This is a genomic window from Exiguobacterium sp. BG5(2022), from assembly GCF_031844365.1.
Lineage (GTDB): Bacteria > Bacillota > Bacilli > Exiguobacteriales > Exiguobacteriaceae > Exiguobacterium > Exiguobacterium profundum.
Genome location: NZ_JAUZVB010000001.1, coordinates 1763785 through 1778574 on the forward strand (window position 1 = coordinate 1763785; position 14790 = coordinate 1778574).

Sequence of the window (14790 nt, forward strand, 5' to 3'; positions counted from 1 at the left end):
TGATTTCAGAATTATTACGTTTCTGATGATTTGACGAAAGCGGTCCAACTCATTTTATGCTTCAACGTCTAGCAACAAAAAAAGAACTAATCCATTAAGAGATTAGTCCTTTTTATCACTTCATTAGTCATCTTCTCGCTCATCCTCGGATGAGTCATCTTGAGATGAGTCGTCCTGCGAAGAATCATCTTGTTCATTCTGGTCGTCCTCTGATTCACGATCGACTTCAATGACCGCCCCATCTTGATTTAGTTCAAGTTTGACAGGGTCGCCGACACGCGGAGTGTCATCATCGATTTCAGAACGTGCGGCAAGTGGATATACGTTGTCTTTCCCATCGATCTTAATCGTAACTTCTTGATTTGTGAGTTTGACGAGCGTGCCGTAAATATACGCATCATCATCACCACTCTCACGGTCCACTTCCTTCACTTCATCATCTCGGTTCAATTCGAGTTTTACCCGGTCACCCACTTGCGGTGTATCGTCATCGATTTCATGTGTCGCCGCTAAAGGGTATGTCGACTCTTTTCCATTGAAGCTGATAGTGACATCTTCTTTCGATAACTTCACGAGCGTCCCGTATAGTTCATAGTCGTCTCCATCCCCCACTCGCGCTGCTGACGAATCATCTGATGCGCTACTTGAGCCATCCGATGTATCAGGGTCATCTGGGTTGTCCGTTGATCGATCGTCACTCGCTTGATTGATTGCTTGTGGAACAATGACCGTATCCGTCTGATTCCCGTTTACGTAAAATCCAATTCCAACAATTGCCATGACAGCTAATAATGCGCCGATAATCCAACCGATGCGTTTCATGTTTGTTTCCTCCTCATGATGTGTTCTTCTTATTTTCATCATAAGCCTCTTCCGTGAGAGCATATTTAAGGCTTCATTAGAAGTTGATTAGAAAATGCGAAATATTCATCATCGAGTCAGAAAAAATATACTGCCATCCGGATGATTCGATCTACTCCCGATCGTCCACTCATTCAAGTCCGCCACTTCTTTCGCAATCGCGAGACCAAGACCGCTCCCACTGCGATCGCGCGCTTCATCTAATCGGTAGAATCGATCGAACAGCCGATTCCTCACATCATCCGAAAGAATCGGTCCTCGATCGCGTACCTCAATTCGATCACTCTTCAAATGAAGGCTCGTCTCTTCCGCATACTTCAAACTATTGTCTAATAGGATGACAAGAATCCGCTGTAACGACTCACGATGACCAAACCAGCTTCCTGTAGCTTCAATAGGTAAATGGACGCCGTGCGACCGCAAAAAACGTTCTCCTATTGATTCCCCAAGTTCAGCTAAATCGATTTCTTCTCGCTCTACCTGTTCGAGTGCAGCAAATCGATTCAATTCGAGCATAGGTTCAATCAAATCATTTCGCATTTGACGCGACTCCGTTAAAATATGGTCAATCGCTTCGGCACGTACACTCTCATCTTCTTGTCCCCATCGTTGTAATAACTTCGCATAGCCCTCGATGACGGTCAACGGTGTCTTGAGTTCATGTGAAACATCAGCGACGAAACGACGTTGTTGCTCCATCGTCCCTTCGACTCGCTCAATCATATGATTAAATCCGTCCGAAAGAGTCGTCACTTCATCTTTTCGGTCAGCCACTTCGATTGTCTCTAACTTACCGGACTCCGTGATCCGTTCCATCGTCTCTGTCAATCGGCGTAACGGTGACAGACCTTGACGTAAAATCCACCACGTCCCTAGGAACGTCAAGAGAACAGCAAAGAAGAACATGACGAGAAAAATGGTTGCGAGCGCTTGAATCGTATTGCTCACATCTCGATCCTGAAAGCCGAACGCTAGTCCATCCGTCGTCGCGACCACAAACCAATCATCGATGAGGGCCGGTTCCCCGTAATTGATGGGAAACGTCGTTCCGTCTGGCACTTCTCCCCCGATGATTCCCCATTCGCCGTTTTCTTGACGTTCTAACACGACACTGTCCTCATGAAGCGACAATACCGCATCGCTATTCCGGACATCTTCTTCCAAGAGATTCAACGCCTGCAGTAACACGTCAAAACGCGAATCGACAATTTCCTGCCTGGCGACGAACCAGGTCACGCCAAAGGAGACGAGAAGAAGCAACAACATGAACCCTGTCATCGCCCACGCAATCTTTGTTCGTAGCATCGGTCACTCACCACGCTTCAACATATAGCCGACACCGCGAACCGTTTGAATCCAAGAGCCGGTCAGTTTTTTCCTTACGTATCGGACATACACGTCCACGACATTCGTATCCCCATAGTAGTCGAATCCCCACACGTGTTCGACGAGTTGGTCACGCGTCAAAACACGCTCCGGATTCTCTAAAAAGAAAACCAACAAGTCAAACTCACGTCGAGTCAAATCTACTTTCTTTCCGTCACAATATACTTCATGACGATTCACGTCGACAGTCAATGTTTCGTACGTCAACACCTGTTCGGAATGGTCCTGACGAACAAGCTGGCGCATTCGTAAAAATGCACGAATTCGTGCGAGCACCTCTTCTATTTCAAATGGTTTCGTGATGTAATCATCTGCGCCAAGATCAAGACCACTCACTTTGTCGTATCGATCGCCACGGGCCGTCACCATCAGAACCGGTAACAAAGGTCGCTCTTCTTTCAGACGACGGACCACCTCGAGTCCACTCATTTGAGGTAACATCACGTCCAGCAACACGAGGTCGACATCATCAGCGAGAGCTCGTTCCAAACCGGTACGACCATCTGTCGCCACCATGACCGCATACCCCGCATGCTTCAATTCCAACTCCAGTAATCGCGCAATCTTCGAATCATCTTCTACGACGAGAATCGTCTGCATCCTGCTCACTCCTTTGAAAAAACGTCGAGCAGTTCGCTCGACGTATTGTTATTCATTTCCCGAATTCAATCCGCAAAAAACAGACGAACGCCTTCTGGAACGGCTTGCTCGATTCGTCTTTCTAAATCATCTTCCCATTCATCCCACTTCGTATCGACTTGTTCCATCTGCTGTTCGACTTCCAGCGCCGCTAGCGATAGTTGCGACAGGCTGGATTGTCCAGGTGAAGTGAAGAACAAAAATCCGGCAAGCCCGATTCCCATAAGTCCGATCGCCAATAAAGTTGTTCCAATGGTTTTCATTACACGTTTCATACACGCATCCCTCCTACCTCAAATCATACGACAGGAAAACGAGAAATCGTGGTGTACTTCATTAGAATTTCATGAGAAAAGGCGCTACTCATGTAGCACCTTATTCTTCGAGCACGGACTTCGCAATCGGTGCCCAATACGTCCCTTCCATCTCAGAAACGGTCGTCAACGTTTCACGGTACGCCGGGTCATTCGCTTTTTTCTCGGCAATCCCTTTCATCCAAAGGACATCTGCCTTGTAACCGGATTCTGGATACGACTCGAGATAAGCCGCATAGTCCGCAATGTCCGCTTGTCCCAATTTATTGTCGACAAGAAGTCGATAAAACCCAACTGCTTGTTCTTGTCCGACTTTCGCTTTCCCGTCTAATAGGCGGTCGGCTTTTTCGTACTGTTTGTCTTGGACGAGTGCTTCTACCTCAGCCAGCGGTACAACATCCGTTGATGTGTCCGGTGCCTCTTCGGTTGATTCCTTTGGCTTCTGTTCGTCCGAATCTTGAAGTTTCTCATTCTCTTCTTCGAGTCGGGCGACTTCTGCCTCGAGCTCTTCAAGGCGTTCTGCGAGTGCTTCTTCTTCCGTTACGGTCTCGACAACGACTTCATCCGGCTCGTCCGGCGTGACGCCGGGCGGTTCGGCATCCGGCCAAAATATGAGCGCTCCAGCCGCAAGACCAACGACGAGCGGAAGTCCAAGCCATTTCTTATCGAGCTTGAACGCCTGTCGCCACTCGGCTAAATCAGAATGTTGGATGACAGCCGACGAGAACGAACGAAAGCGGCGCTTGGCCGCTTTTCTTCCGTTCGCCTTCACTTCTAGCGCAAGACCTAGTCGATGGAAAGCAGCAGGCACTTTCATCCCGAGGAGCGGCACGATTCGTTCGCTCGCTTCTTCATAATAGCCATGGTCGAGGAGCGTCGTGATGACACCAAACTCACTGGCGACAAGACGGAAAGAAGGATCGTATTCCCCTTTACGAGCCAACCATTCTGTCATATCGAACAATGGAAGTTCGGATAGCTCTCGTTCTGCTAGTGTCCGAATATCCATTGACTCAGCCTCGTTCAGGGTAAAGCGGGAACTTCGCCGTTAACGATCGCACGTCTTGAAGTGCTTCCGCGATTACCGCCTCGTCTTCATGTTGTTTCAGCACACGCCCGATGAGACGTGCCACTTCTTTCATATCCGCTTCTTTGAAGCCACGAGTCGTCATCGCAGCCGTTCCAAGACGGATTCCGCTTGTGACAAACGGTGATGCCGGGTCGAAAGGAATCGTGTTTTTATTGACCGTGATTCCTGCTGCATCCAATGCATGCTCAGCTGCTTTACCTGTGATGTCGATTCCTCGAAGATCGACAAGCAAGAGGTGATTGTCCGTTCCGCCCGATACGATTCGGAGCCCCTCTTCTTCAAGGCCTGCCGCAAGTGCTTGTGCATTCGCAATGACTTGACGTTGGTAATCTTTGAATTCCGGTTGGAGTGCCTCACCGAACGCGACCGCTTTTGCCGCGATGACGTGCATGAGCGGTCCTCCTTGAATCCCTGGGAAAATCGACTTATCGATCGCTTTGGCGAACTCTTCTTTACAAAGAATCATCCCTCCACGTGGTCCACGGAGCGTCTTGTGCGTCGTCGTCGTGACGAAATGCGCATGTTCGACCGGGTTCGGATGCAGACCTGCTGCCACGAGTCCAGCAATGTGCGCCATATCGACCATAAGATAAGCATCGACACTGTCCGCGATCTCACGGAACTTCGCGAAGTCGATTGTACGTGGGTATGCCGACGCTCCCGCAACGATCAATTTTGGCTTATGTTCCTTCGCAAGTGCAGCGACGACGTCGTAATCGATGTGTTCTGTCTCTTTGTCTACACCATATTCGACGAAGTTATATTGCACACCTGAGAAGTTGACCGGGCTACCGTGCGTCAAGTGACCACCATGAGACAAGTTCATTCCGAGAACCGTATCTCCTGCTTCAAGCACCGTGAAGTAGACCGCCATGTTCGCTTGTGCACCCGAGTGTGGTTGTACGTTCGCATGTTCTGCACCGAACAATTCTTTCGCACGGTCACGCGCCAAGTTCTCAGCGACGTCGACAAACTCACAGCCACCGTAATAGCGGCGTCCCGGATATCCTTCGGCATATTTGTTCGTCAATACGCCTCCTTGCGCTTCCATGACCGCTTCTGAAACAAAGTTTTCTGAAGCGATGAGTTCGATGTTGTCGCGCTGACGACCGAGCTCGTGTTGCATTGACTCAAATAATTCCGCATCCTGCACTTTCAACTTCGTCGTGTTTACCATGTGAAGACCCCCTCTAAATGTCTAAAAATCAACACCCCCATCGTACCACACGCTTGTTTTTTTGGGTATCGCAATAATCTGATGAAAAGTTGGGTATCATTAATAAGAATGTAACTGTGAGGAGGCCATTTATGATTGAGACAAAAGAACTGACGATCACACCGTTCGAACGGACACGAACGGTCCGAATCTACACACCTGCCGACTACGAGACGTCCGAAAAACGATATCCGGTCCTCTACATGCACGACGGACAGAACTGTTTTGATGACGAGGATGCGAGCTACAACATGAGCTGGCGCGTCGGTGAATATTTAGACGCCTCGAAGCGTGACTTGATTGTCGTCGCCCTCGATAGTGCACCAGGCGAACAACGACTCGATGAGTATGGACCGTGGGAAAACCCTTATATCGGTGAGAGTTTGCTCGGAAGTGACATCGTGCTCGGCGGGCAGGGTTCGGCGTATATCGAATATATCGCGCAGGAATTGAAACCTCAAATCGATGCTGACTATCGGACGATTCCGGAAGAAACAGCGATGATGGGAAGTTCGATGGGTGGGCTCATCTCGATATATGCAGCATGTGTATATCCAGACGTCTTCAAGCGTGTCGCTTCCCTGTCCTCTGCATTTTGGTTCAACCAAACCGAGCTGGAACAATTGATTGAAGCGAGCGATTTGAAGGGCGTCGAGCGTCTTTACTTGGACGTCGGCGCAAAAGAAGTCGAGGAACCGATCGAAAATGGACCGACGAACGAGATGTATCGTGAGTCGAGCGAACGCGTGTACAACCTGTTAAAAGACAAGGTCGAACACATCCGCTTCGAAGTGATTGAAGAAGGAGTTCACAACGAGCTCGCCTGGCGTGAGCGTTTCCCGATGGTCATCTCCTATCTTTTTGGAGAAGATTTATAATTTGAACAAAAAAAGCATCGCATTCGGTCGAAAAACCTAAACGCGATGCTTTCTTCATTTATTTGGATACTGAGCCCGTGGCCCACCAATCAGTTTCGGTCTCGTGACTGCGAACGTGACGTACGCCTCTCCGAGATGCTTCGATGATAACCGAACCGGTATCGCGACCGGTTTCAAATGCATCCCAATCAATGTCGAGCCGATATCAATCCCGGCATCTGCTTGAATCGATTCGACGACACATGGTTCATCAAAGTTGGCATAAGCCTTCTCTGACATCGCTCCGCCCGCGGACCGGATCGGGACGACCGTCACTTCTGTGAGACCGAACTGTTTGAGTGTCCGGCGCTCAACGGTGAGGGCACGATTGATATGCTCACACCCTTGAAACGCCAAATGGACACCTGTCTTCTTTCTAAATTCAAGGAATGCTTCCATCAATTCGCTTGCGACATCAGTGGAACCTGCCTTCCCAATCGTTTTTCCGAGCACTTCACTCGTCGAGCATCCGATGACGAGAATGCGCTCATCATTCAAAGGAAACCGTTCGTGAAGCTCCGTCAAAAATCCGAGAAGTTCCGTCTTCATTTGACTCACTTCGATTCGTAAGCACTCATCTTGTCGACACGGTTTGAATGGCGACCGCCTTCAAAGTCCGTATCGAGCCACGTCGTCACCAAGTCGAGTGCAAGACCAGGTCCGATGACACGCTCGCCCATCGTCATGATGTTCGAATCGTTATGCTGACGTGTCGCTTTTGCACTGAATGAATCATGGACGAGTGCCGCACGAATCCCTTTGACTTTGTTCGCCGCAATCCCGATTCCGATTCCCGTACCGCAAATCAAAATCCCACGATCGAATTCACCTGCCGCTACCGATTCTGCGACCGGGATGGCCACATCCGGGTAGTCAATCGAGTCCGCTGAGTGCGTCCCGAAATCTTTATACTCATGTCCGAGTTCCTCAAGCAAGGCTACGATTTCTTTCTTCAAGTTGAAGCCGCCATGATCAGCGCCAATTGCAATTTTCATTCGTTCATTCCCCCGTCTTCTTTGGTAGGCGTCTCGGTGGTTTCGTCACCTTTGACCCATCATTCGTTAATTTTAACACAAGTCGATTCACGAGTGGTTCGAGCTCGTTTCGCACCTGGCGATACACATTCATCGAACCGCCGAACGGATCGTTGATGTCCCGTTCGAGTCCCGTCACGAATTCATAGAGCGTGTACGTCCGCTCAGACAAATCCGGGTATGTATCCCGAATTTGTTCACGGTGTGCGCGTGTCATCGTCAAGATGATATCCGCCCAATTCCCTAACACTTCATCGAACGTCTGGGTGACATGATCGAGCTCAATCCCACGTTCTCTGAGAACTTGCAGTGCATTTTCTGAAGCATCGAATCCTTGCATCGTCCGTAGACCAGCTGAGCGAATATCAAACTCATCCCCGGTCATCTTCGAACGGAGCAAGGCCATCGCCATCGGGCTTCGGCACGTGTTGCCACTACATATGAATAATACGCGTTTCATTGACATCGCGTGTCCTCCTCTATGTCTTTAGGCATCTTTCGTCGGGTGCACAATCTTTCCGCCCGCTGCTTTGTATAAACGGTTATAGACGGCAAGTGCGACTCCGACCGGTTCAATCGTGTTCACATAAATCTCATCCACGTCTGTTTCATCAAATCGACGAAGCGCGTCGTATAAACGTTGCGCCGCCACTTCCATCGAGGTCCCAAGTGAATACGTGACCTCAGCCGGTGTCGGGTTCTCGTCGAAGACGAGTGCACCGATTCGCAACCCCGCTTGCTTCCGCTCCTCGATGACACGTTCCAAATCTTTGCGTGTGCCATCGACTAAAAAAACAGGTGCCGTTGGGGCATAGTGCGTGTACTTCATTCCCGGCGATCGTGGTGTGGCTTCATCGTTACTCAAATTGGCATCTAAGGCGACCGGTCCAATGACAGCTTCCATTTCTTCTCGCGTCACACCACCTGGTCGCAAAATCGTTACCGTGTCCCCCGTACAATCCACAACGGTTGACTCGACTCCGATTCCGGTAGGACCCCCATCCACGATTCCTGCGATTCGTCCGTTCAAATCATCCGCGACATGTTGAGCAGTTGTCGGCGAAGGTCGTCCGGAACGATTCGCACTCGGAGCCGCAAGCCCTAACCCTGACTTGCGAATCAACTCGAGTGCTGCCGGATGATTCGGCATCCGGAGTCCGATGGAATCGAGGCCCGCGGTCACGAGCGAAGAGGCTCGTCCGTTTGAAGGCAAGATGATCGTCAAAGCGCCTGGCCAAAACGCATCCATTAAGCGTTTGGCAACAGGAGGAATCGAATCGACAAACAAACTCGTTTGGTCGATTGAAGCGATATGGACGATGAGCGGGTTATCCGACGGACGACCTTTTGCCTCAAAAATCTTTCGAATTGCCACATCGTTCATGGCATCTCCAGCGAGACCATAGACGGTTTCTGTCGGCATGGCGATGATTTCACCCGCTTGAAGAAGACGTACCCCCTCTTCAATCTCATTCGAATTAATCCATTTCGTTTCCATACGCAATCCCTTCCCTTACGGCATAGACGATACGGTCCTTGCCGTTTATATCTTTTAAAATACCCGTTTCTGCTTCAGGATAACGTTCAGACAGTAATGATTTCACATCTTGTCCTTGGTTATACCCGATTTCAAACGCAATCAAATGCCAATCGGCACGTAAGACGCGCACCGATTCCAATATTAATTGCCGATACATGTCGAGCCCATCCTTCCCTCCGAAGAGCGCAAGGTGCGGTTCGTAGCCGACGACCGTCTCATCTAACAGCTCATCGGCCTCGATGTAAGGCGGATTTGAGACGAGAACGCGAATCGAGTGGTCCGCAATCGGTGCGAGCCCGTCTCCTTCATAAAACCGTACAGTTGCGCCAAGTGTGGCTGCATTTCGTTTAGCGACTTCAATCGCCTCACGCGAAATATCGACCGTCTGTACACGTACGCCGAGCTCGAGGCTCAAGGTAATCGCAATAGCCCCGCTTCCTGTCCCGACATCGACAATCTCATCATCCTTGATGTGACGAAGTTGCCCAAGTACCCAGTCGATCAACTCTTCCGTTTCTGGTCTCGGAATCAACACATCCCGGTTCACTTCAAACGAGCGCCCGTAAAACGGAGCATGTCCAATCACGTGCTGTACCGGTTCTCCGATCAATAAACGCTCGATTCCCGTCTCGAACCGTGTCGCTTCATCTGAAGACAATTCATCCGACAAACGAACGAGGAGACCGGTGCGGTCGACTTGCAACACATGCATGAGCCACCATTCGGCAGCCGCACGGTCGCGCCCAGCTTCAACTAGTCGTTCTTCCGTCTGCTTAAGTAGCGCGGCAATCCGCATCATTCCGCTTCCTCCATGAGACGTGCCTGTTCGTCCATGATGAGTGCGTCGATAATGTCTTCGAGTTCACCTGCTAGGACACGGTCCAACTTCTGAAGGGTCAATCCAATCCGATGATCTGTGACACGACTTTGTGGGAAGTTGTATGTGCGGATCCGCTCGGAACGGTCACCTGTTCCGACAGCCGATTTTCGTTGCGCAGACAACTCTTCCATATGTTCGCTTTGCATTTTGTCATACAGGCGTGCTCGAAGGACCTTCATCGCCTTATCCTTGTTTTTATGCTGCGACTTCTCATCTTGACATGATACGACGAGCCCTGAAGGAATGTGTGTCAAACGGACAGCTGATTGCGTCGTGTTGACCGATTGTCCCCCTGGACCAGATGAAGTGAACGTATCAACTCGTACATCTTTCATATCGATATGCACTTCGACATCCTCTGCTTCCGGAAGAACGGCAACCGTTGCTGTGGACGTATGAATTCGTCCGCCCGATTCAGTCGACGGGACTCGCTGCACACGATGGGCTCCGTTCTCAAACTTGAGCTTTGAATAGGCACCTGCCCCGTTGATCATGAACGTGACTTCTTTAAATCCACCGAGTTCGGTATAGTTCGCGTCAATGAGTTCCACTTTCCAATTTTGACGTTCAGCGAATCGCGTATACATCTTATATAAATCTCCTGCAAAGAGTGCCGCTTCGTCTCCGCCTGCTGCTCCTCGGACTTCGACGATAACGTTCTTGTCATCGTTCGGGTCTTTTGGAAGCAATAAAATCCGCAGTTTCGCTTCTAGCTCTTTGACTTCTGGCTCGAGGAGGTTCATCTCTTCTTTTGCCAATTCACGCATGTCGGCGTCGAGCGTCCGGTCTTCAAGCATCGTCTTCGCTTCCTTGAAAGCTGTACTTGTTTCTTTATACTGACGATACATCTGTACCGTCTCTTCTAGTTGTGCCTGCTCTTTCGAATATTGTCTCAACTTCGTCGAGTCACTGAGCACCTCAGGATCGGCGAGCATTTCATTCAATTGCATGTAACGATCTTCTAATACACTTAAACGGTCAAACATGATGATCCGTCCTTTCTCCGTCAAATCAAACTCTATCTATTATAGCAAAAAAACGGACCGCCGAGGGCGGTCCGTCGATTCATCAGTCTACCACCGTATGGCGGACCGGATGTGGTTTGTTCGGTACATCATGACAATGTCGGCATCGTGGTTCGTAAGACTCGGAAGCCCCGACCAAGATGACCGGGTCCTCATACCGAGCAGGTTGCCCATCGATCAGACGTTGTGTCCGCGAAGCAGGCGCGCCGCATGACAAACAGATGGCCTGTAGTTTCGTCACGAACTCCGCGCGTGACAACAGTTCAGGCATCATCGTGAACGGTTCGCCTCGAAAGTCCATATCGAGCCCAGCGCAGATGACGCGTTTGTCTTCGTTCGCAAGTTGTTCGATGACGTCTACAATTCCTTCATCAAAGAATTGCACCTCGTCAATCGCGATAACCTGTGTTTCTTCACGAACGGCATCATACAAGTCTTGGCTTGATGCGATTGGCACGGCCACGACCGAGTTCCCTGTGTGTGAGACGACGTTCTCTTCATGATACCGGTCGTCGATTGCTGGTTTGAACACTTGGACCGGAATCTTTCCATAATGAGCACGGCGGACTCGGCGAATCAATTCCTCCGACTTCCCCGAAAACATACTCCCACAAATCACTTCAATCCAACCATATCGGTTCGTCACATGCATCATTGTTCTTCGCCCTCTCCATCGATAATCGCTTTCCGATTATACCTATCTTTCGAGTTGAGGAAAAGGGTTGACTTCTCCTAAATACTGATTGAAAGAACTCCGTCCTTTATTCATCAGCGTTCGCCTCTTTTTGTTCATCGATTAATTTCAATTTTCGCGCGAGCGGTCGAATCGTGAGACCGTGCAGTGTAACGGAAATGAAGACGAGACCGAGTGTGAGCGGCAACATTTGCTTCGCATCGTCAATCCCCAGATGCGCGACTTCTTCAGCAAAGAATCCCGCGACCGTCATCGCGACAATCCCGCGTGGGGCAATCCAACCAATGAACCCTCGTTCCGCTAGCGGCAAACCTCCACCGATGGTCGACAAGTAAATCGCAACTGGGCGAACCAAGAACAGGATGCCCGCAATCGTCAAGAGAAGCGGCCATTGGAAAATATTCAACAGCTCTGCCCGAGACAGGGAAGCCGTCAACAAGATGAAGACAGATGAGATGAGCAAGATTGAAATATCCTCTTTGAATGACTGCAGTTCTTCGATGATTTCTTCATCCCGATGCTTCGTATTGGCCATCGTCATCCCCATCGCCGTCACGGCGAGCAGCCCGACTTCATGCATCATGAGCTCGCTGAGTGAGAATAAAATGAGGACGGCCGTCAACGTGACCGAAGCACGGAGATAGCGAGGTACTTTTTCTGCCACAAACCATCCCATCAAGAGATGGCCGAACAAGTAACCGAGTCCGATTCCTACGATACAAGCACCTGCGAAGAGGAGTTGCATCCATAAATCCATACCTTCATAAACGATATATCCGAGTCGAACGACGAAGAGTCCGAGTAATGCTCCGACAGGATCGACAATGATGCCTTCCCACTTCAAAATCGCTCCGACCCGATCTTTCAAATGTGCCTGACGTAACAACGGAATGACGACAGTCGGACCCGTCACGACGAAGAGCGCCCCCATCGTCCAGGCAACGACCCAATGTAATCCTCCAACATATTGAATGAGTAGCGACATCCCGACAAACGAGAGCGCGACTCCAATCGTGACAATCCGGACGATCGACCGTCGGAACTGATTGATTTCGCTAAAATGAAGCCCAAGACTTCCTTCAAATAAGATGATGGCGACCGCAAACGAAATGATGGGACTATATAAATCTCCTAATAATTCACGTGGGTCGAACAGCCCAAGGATTGGACCGGCCAATACTCCAGCGAGCGTCATAATGATGATTGCTGGGATTTGATAACGCCATGCCAACCATTGAGACATGATGCCGACCCCGATCAACAAGCTGATACTAATGAGTATAAATTCCATAACGGCCCCCTCACGACAGTCTTTCGTCTCTTTACCCGTGTCGATGCAACAAAAAACCGCCAAGGGCAATCCCTAGGCGGTGAGCATACAACTTTACGATTAACGTTGGTATTTCTTGTTGAAGCGCTCGATACGACCATCTGCAGATGCGAATTTCTGGCGACCTGTGTAGAACGGGTGCGAATCAGAAGATACATCGACACGGATGAGTGGGTACTCGTTTCCATCTTCCATCGTGATTGTCTCGTTAGAGTAACGAGTTGAACCAGTGATGAATTTGAATTCTGTCGTCGAGTCCATGAATACGACTTTACGGTATTCTGGGTGGATTCCTTGTTTCATTGCTTTTCAACTCCTTCGGCCCTAAGTATTCTTTCAACCTAGAGAAAGTTCACTAGAATATAATATCACCCTACTATAGGTTTTACAAGTCTGTTTTCGTTTTTTTCACCGGTCGTCTTTTTTTCTTATCTGCCTCTAGCGCAGCAAAAAAGTCGAGGTTTGTTTTCGTCTCACGGACACGGCGCAAGAACTGTTCGACGAAGTCCGGGGACTCGTTCATCGTACGACGAATCGTCCAGAGCGAATCGAGTTCGTCCTTCCCGAGTAACAACTCTTCTTTCCGTGTTCCCGAGCGACGAATGTCGATTGCTGGGAAGATTCGACGTTCGGCCAATTTCCGGTCTAGGTGCAGCTCCATGTTCCCTGTTCCTTTGAACTCTTCATAGATGACGTCGTCCATTCGCGATCCGGTATCGACGAGCGCTGTCGCGAGGATCGTCAAGCTGCCCCCATCTTCGATATTCCGCGCCGCTCCGAAGAACTTTTTCGGTTTGTGGAACGCCGCCGGGTCGATTCCCCCCGAGAGCGTCCGTCCGCTCGGTGGAACAGACAGGTTGTACGCACGCGTCAAGCGTGTGATGGAATCGAGCAGGATGACAACGTCTTTCTTATGTTCCACGAGACGCATCGCGCGTTCGAGAACGAGTTCTGAAATACGTGCATGGTTTTCCGGCGTCTCGTCAAAGGTCGAGAACGCCACGTCCGCGTCCGGTACAGAGCGTTGAATATCCGTCACTTCCTCCGGTCGTTCATCGATTAAAAGAATAATCAATTCGACGTTCGGATGATTCGTCGTGATCGAATTCGCAATCTCTTTTAAAAGCGACGTTTTCCCCGCTTTTGGTGGCGCCACAATTAACCCACGTTGGCCAAACCCGACTGGTGCAATCATATCCATGACACGAACCGAAAGATGTGTCGGCTCTGTCTCGAGCACCATCTGTTGTTCTGGATAAATCGGTGTCAATGCCGGGAAATAATCACGCGAACGCGTCGAATCCGTCGACTCTCCGTTGACAGCTTCCACACTTAACAACCCTTGGAATCGCTCATTCTCTTTTGGTTTACGGACCTTCCCTGTGACGAGGTCTCCGTTTCGAAGATTGAAGCGACGAATTTGCGATGCGGCGATATAAATGTCTTCGGAAGATTGAGAGTAGTTGATTGGTCGGAGGAATCCAAACCCGCCATCATTTTGAGACTGTGGATTCGGTGGAATGATCTCTAAAATGCCTTCGAGGAAATATAAATCTTTTGATTCAGCCTGTGATTTCAAAATACGAAACATGAGCTCACGTTTCCGTGCTTCTCGGAAGTTCGGTACTTTGACTTCTTTGGCAATCTCATATAATTCTTTCAACGTCTTCGTTTCAAGTTCACGAAGTGTATAGTTCTTTGTCGGTTCTGTCTGTTGACTCATTCAAGTCACCTATCTTTCTACATTTCATTACAAGAAGAATTCAACTTGATTCATTTGTTCTGCCATCATCTAACCACATTTTGCCCGTGCCGTCACCGTGCAAAAATCACCTTTTGTTCAATCGTTTCCCTCTTGTACAAA

17 protein-coding genes are annotated in these 14790 nt (G+C 49.6%); 1 reads left to right on the plus strand and 16 read right to left on the minus strand.

Annotation, left to right across the window (positions count from 1 at the left end; translation table 11 throughout):
- Positions 1-123: 123 nt before the first annotated feature.
- From Q9R25_RS08990 to glyA, 6 genes are all read right to left on the minus strand, one after another.
- Entirely contained in the window at positions 124-822 is a 699-nt protein-coding gene (locus tag Q9R25_RS08990) for a hypothetical protein (protein ID WP_311283062.1), read from the minus strand.
- 108 nt (positions 823-930) lie between these two features.
- On the minus strand, positions 931-2166 hold the full coding sequence (locus Q9R25_RS08995; RefSeq protein WP_196431273.1) for a sensor histidine kinase: 1236 nt from the start codon (positions 2164-2166) through the stop codon (positions 931-933).
- Between the two features lie 3 nt (positions 2167-2169).
- Entirely contained in the window at positions 2170-2847 is a 678-nt protein-coding gene (locus tag Q9R25_RS09000) for a response regulator transcription factor (protein WP_012727368.1), read from the minus strand.
- 65 nt (positions 2848-2912) lie between these two features.
- Positions 2913-3161 carry a hypothetical protein gene (locus Q9R25_RS09005; RefSeq protein WP_031422247.1) on the minus strand — a complete coding sequence of 83 codons (249 nt, stop codon included), beginning with the start codon at positions 3159-3161 and terminating at the stop codon, positions 2913-2915.
- 100 nt (positions 3162-3261) lie between these two features.
- A complete protein-coding gene (locus Q9R25_RS09010) occupies positions 3262-4209 on the minus strand; it encodes a hypothetical protein (RefSeq protein WP_311283063.1) in 948 nt (315 codons plus the stop codon).
- A gap of 4 nt (positions 4210-4213) precedes the next feature.
- Positions 4214-5467 (minus strand): serine hydroxymethyltransferase, encoded by a 1254-nt coding sequence (gene glyA / locus Q9R25_RS09015; protein WP_196431275.1) that lies wholly within the window; start codon positions 5465-5467, stop codon positions 4214-4216.
- Positions 5468-5598: 131 nt separating this feature from the next.
- Here glyA and Q9R25_RS09020 point away from each other — a divergent pair, with 131 nt between their 5' ends.
- Positions 5599-6384: an alpha/beta hydrolase gene (locus Q9R25_RS09020; protein WP_196431276.1), complete on the plus strand. Its 786-nt coding sequence runs from the start codon at positions 5599-5601 to the stop codon at positions 6382-6384.
- A 54-nt stretch (positions 6385-6438) separates the two neighbouring features.
- Here Q9R25_RS09020 and Q9R25_RS09025 read toward each other — a convergent pair whose 3' ends face one another.
- The 10 genes from Q9R25_RS09025 to rho all read right to left on the minus strand — a co-directional run bounded on the left by Q9R25_RS09025 (position 6439) and on the right by rho (position 14649).
- Positions 6439-6981 (minus strand): TIGR01440 family protein, encoded by a 543-nt coding sequence (locus tag Q9R25_RS09025; protein ID WP_396136448.1) that lies wholly within the window; start codon positions 6979-6981, stop codon positions 6439-6441.
- Complete coding sequence (gene rpiB / locus Q9R25_RS09030; RefSeq protein WP_311283064.1) at positions 6978-7418, minus strand: ribose 5-phosphate isomerase B; 441 nt, start codon at positions 7416-7418, stop codon at positions 6978-6980. Before rpiB ends, Q9R25_RS09025 begins: the two co-directional genes overlap by 4 nt.
- A gap of 4 nt (positions 7419-7422) precedes the next feature.
- Positions 7423-7923 (minus strand): low molecular weight protein arginine phosphatase, encoded by a 501-nt coding sequence (locus Q9R25_RS09035; protein ID WP_012727381.1) that lies wholly within the window; start codon positions 7921-7923, stop codon positions 7423-7425.
- Positions 7924-7944: 21 nt separating this feature from the next.
- On the minus strand, positions 7945-8955 hold the full coding sequence (locus Q9R25_RS09040) for an L-threonylcarbamoyladenylate synthase (RefSeq protein ID WP_159562979.1): 1011 nt from the start codon (positions 8953-8955) through the stop codon (positions 7945-7947).
- The gene (prmC, locus tag Q9R25_RS09045; protein ID WP_074037873.1) at positions 8936-9793 is read right to left on the minus strand and encodes a peptide chain release factor N(5)-glutamine methyltransferase; all 858 of its coding nucleotides are present in this window, start codon (positions 9791-9793) and stop codon (positions 8936-8938) included. The genes Q9R25_RS09040 and prmC overlap by 20 nt, the downstream gene beginning before the upstream one ends.
- Positions 9793-10863, minus strand: coding sequence for a peptide chain release factor 1 (gene prfA / locus Q9R25_RS09050; protein ID WP_074035701.1), 1071 nt, complete (start codon positions 10861-10863; stop codon positions 9793-9795). Before prfA ends, prmC begins: the two co-directional genes overlap by 1 nt.
- Positions 10864-10945: 82 nt before the next feature.
- Positions 10946-11557 (minus strand): thymidine kinase, encoded by a 612-nt coding sequence (locus Q9R25_RS09055; protein ID WP_074035700.1) that lies wholly within the window; start codon positions 11555-11557, stop codon positions 10946-10948.
- Between the two features lie 106 nt (positions 11558-11663).
- Positions 11664-12887: a cation:proton antiporter gene (locus tag Q9R25_RS09060; RefSeq protein WP_012727386.1), complete on the minus strand. Its 1224-nt coding sequence runs from the start codon at positions 12885-12887 to the stop codon at positions 11664-11666.
- Positions 12888-12986: 99 nt separating this feature from the next.
- Positions 12987-13229, minus strand: a complete 243-nt coding sequence (locus Q9R25_RS09065) for a type B 50S ribosomal protein L31 (protein WP_012727387.1) — start codon at positions 13227-13229, stop codon at positions 12987-12989.
- A gap of 82 nt (positions 13230-13311) precedes the next feature.
- Positions 13312-14649: a transcription termination factor Rho gene (gene rho, locus Q9R25_RS09070; protein WP_012727388.1), complete on the minus strand. Its 1338-nt coding sequence runs from the start codon at positions 14647-14649 to the stop codon at positions 13312-13314.
- Positions 14650-14790 lie beyond the last annotated feature (141 nt).

Coding starts and splice junctions, on each gene's coding strand:
- Q9R25_RS09055 (WP_074035700.1), bottom strand. CDS start 11,557: ATGATGCATGTGACGAACCGATATGGTTGGATTGAAGTGATTTGTGGG.
- Q9R25_RS09035 (WP_012727381.1), bottom strand. CDS start 7,923: ATGTCAATGAAACGCGTATTATTCATATGTAGTGGCAACACGTGCCGA.
- prmC (WP_074037873.1), bottom strand. CDS start 9,793: ATGCGGATTGCCGCGCTACTTAAGCAGACGGAAGAACGACTAGTTGAA.
- Q9R25_RS09010 (WP_311283063.1), bottom strand. CDS start 4,209: ATGGATATTCGGACACTAGCAGAACGAGAGCTATCCGAACTTCCATTG.
- Q9R25_RS09020 (WP_196431276.1), top strand. CDS start 5,599: ATGATTGAGACAAAAGAACTGACGATCACACCGTTCGAACGGACACGA.
- Q9R25_RS09060 (WP_012727386.1), bottom strand. CDS start 12,887: ATGGAATTTATACTCATTAGTATCAGCTTGTTGATCGGGGTCGGCATC.
- rho (WP_012727388.1), bottom strand. CDS start 14,649: ATGAGTCAACAGACAGAACCGACAAAGAACTATACACTTCGTGAACTT.
- Q9R25_RS09005 (WP_031422247.1), bottom strand. CDS start 3,161: ATGAAACGTGTAATGAAAACCATTGGAACAACTTTATTGGCGATCGGA.
- rpiB (WP_311283064.1), bottom strand. CDS start 7,418: ATGAAAATTGCAATTGGCGCTGATCATGGCGGCTTCAACTTGAAGAAA.
- Q9R25_RS08995 (WP_196431273.1), bottom strand. CDS start 2,166: ATGCTACGAACAAAGATTGCGTGGGCGATGACAGGGTTCATGTTGTTG.
- prfA (WP_074035701.1), bottom strand. CDS start 10,863: ATGTTTGACCGTTTAAGTGTATTAGAAGATCGTTACATGCAATTGAAT.
- Q9R25_RS09000 (WP_012727368.1), bottom strand. CDS start 2,847: ATGCAGACGATTCTCGTCGTAGAAGATGATTCGAAGATTGCGCGATTA.
- Q9R25_RS08990 (WP_311283062.1), bottom strand. CDS start 822: ATGAAACGCATCGGTTGGATTATCGGCGCATTATTAGCTGTCATGGCA.
- Q9R25_RS09040 (WP_159562979.1), bottom strand. CDS start 8,955: ATGGAAACGAAATGGATTAATTCGAATGAGATTGAAGAGGGGGTACGT.
- glyA (WP_196431275.1), bottom strand. CDS start 5,467: ATGGTAAACACGACGAAGTTGAAAGTGCAGGATGCGGAATTATTTGAG.
- Q9R25_RS09065 (WP_012727387.1), bottom strand. CDS start 13,229: ATGAAACAAGGAATCCACCCAGAATACCGTAAAGTCGTATTCATGGAC.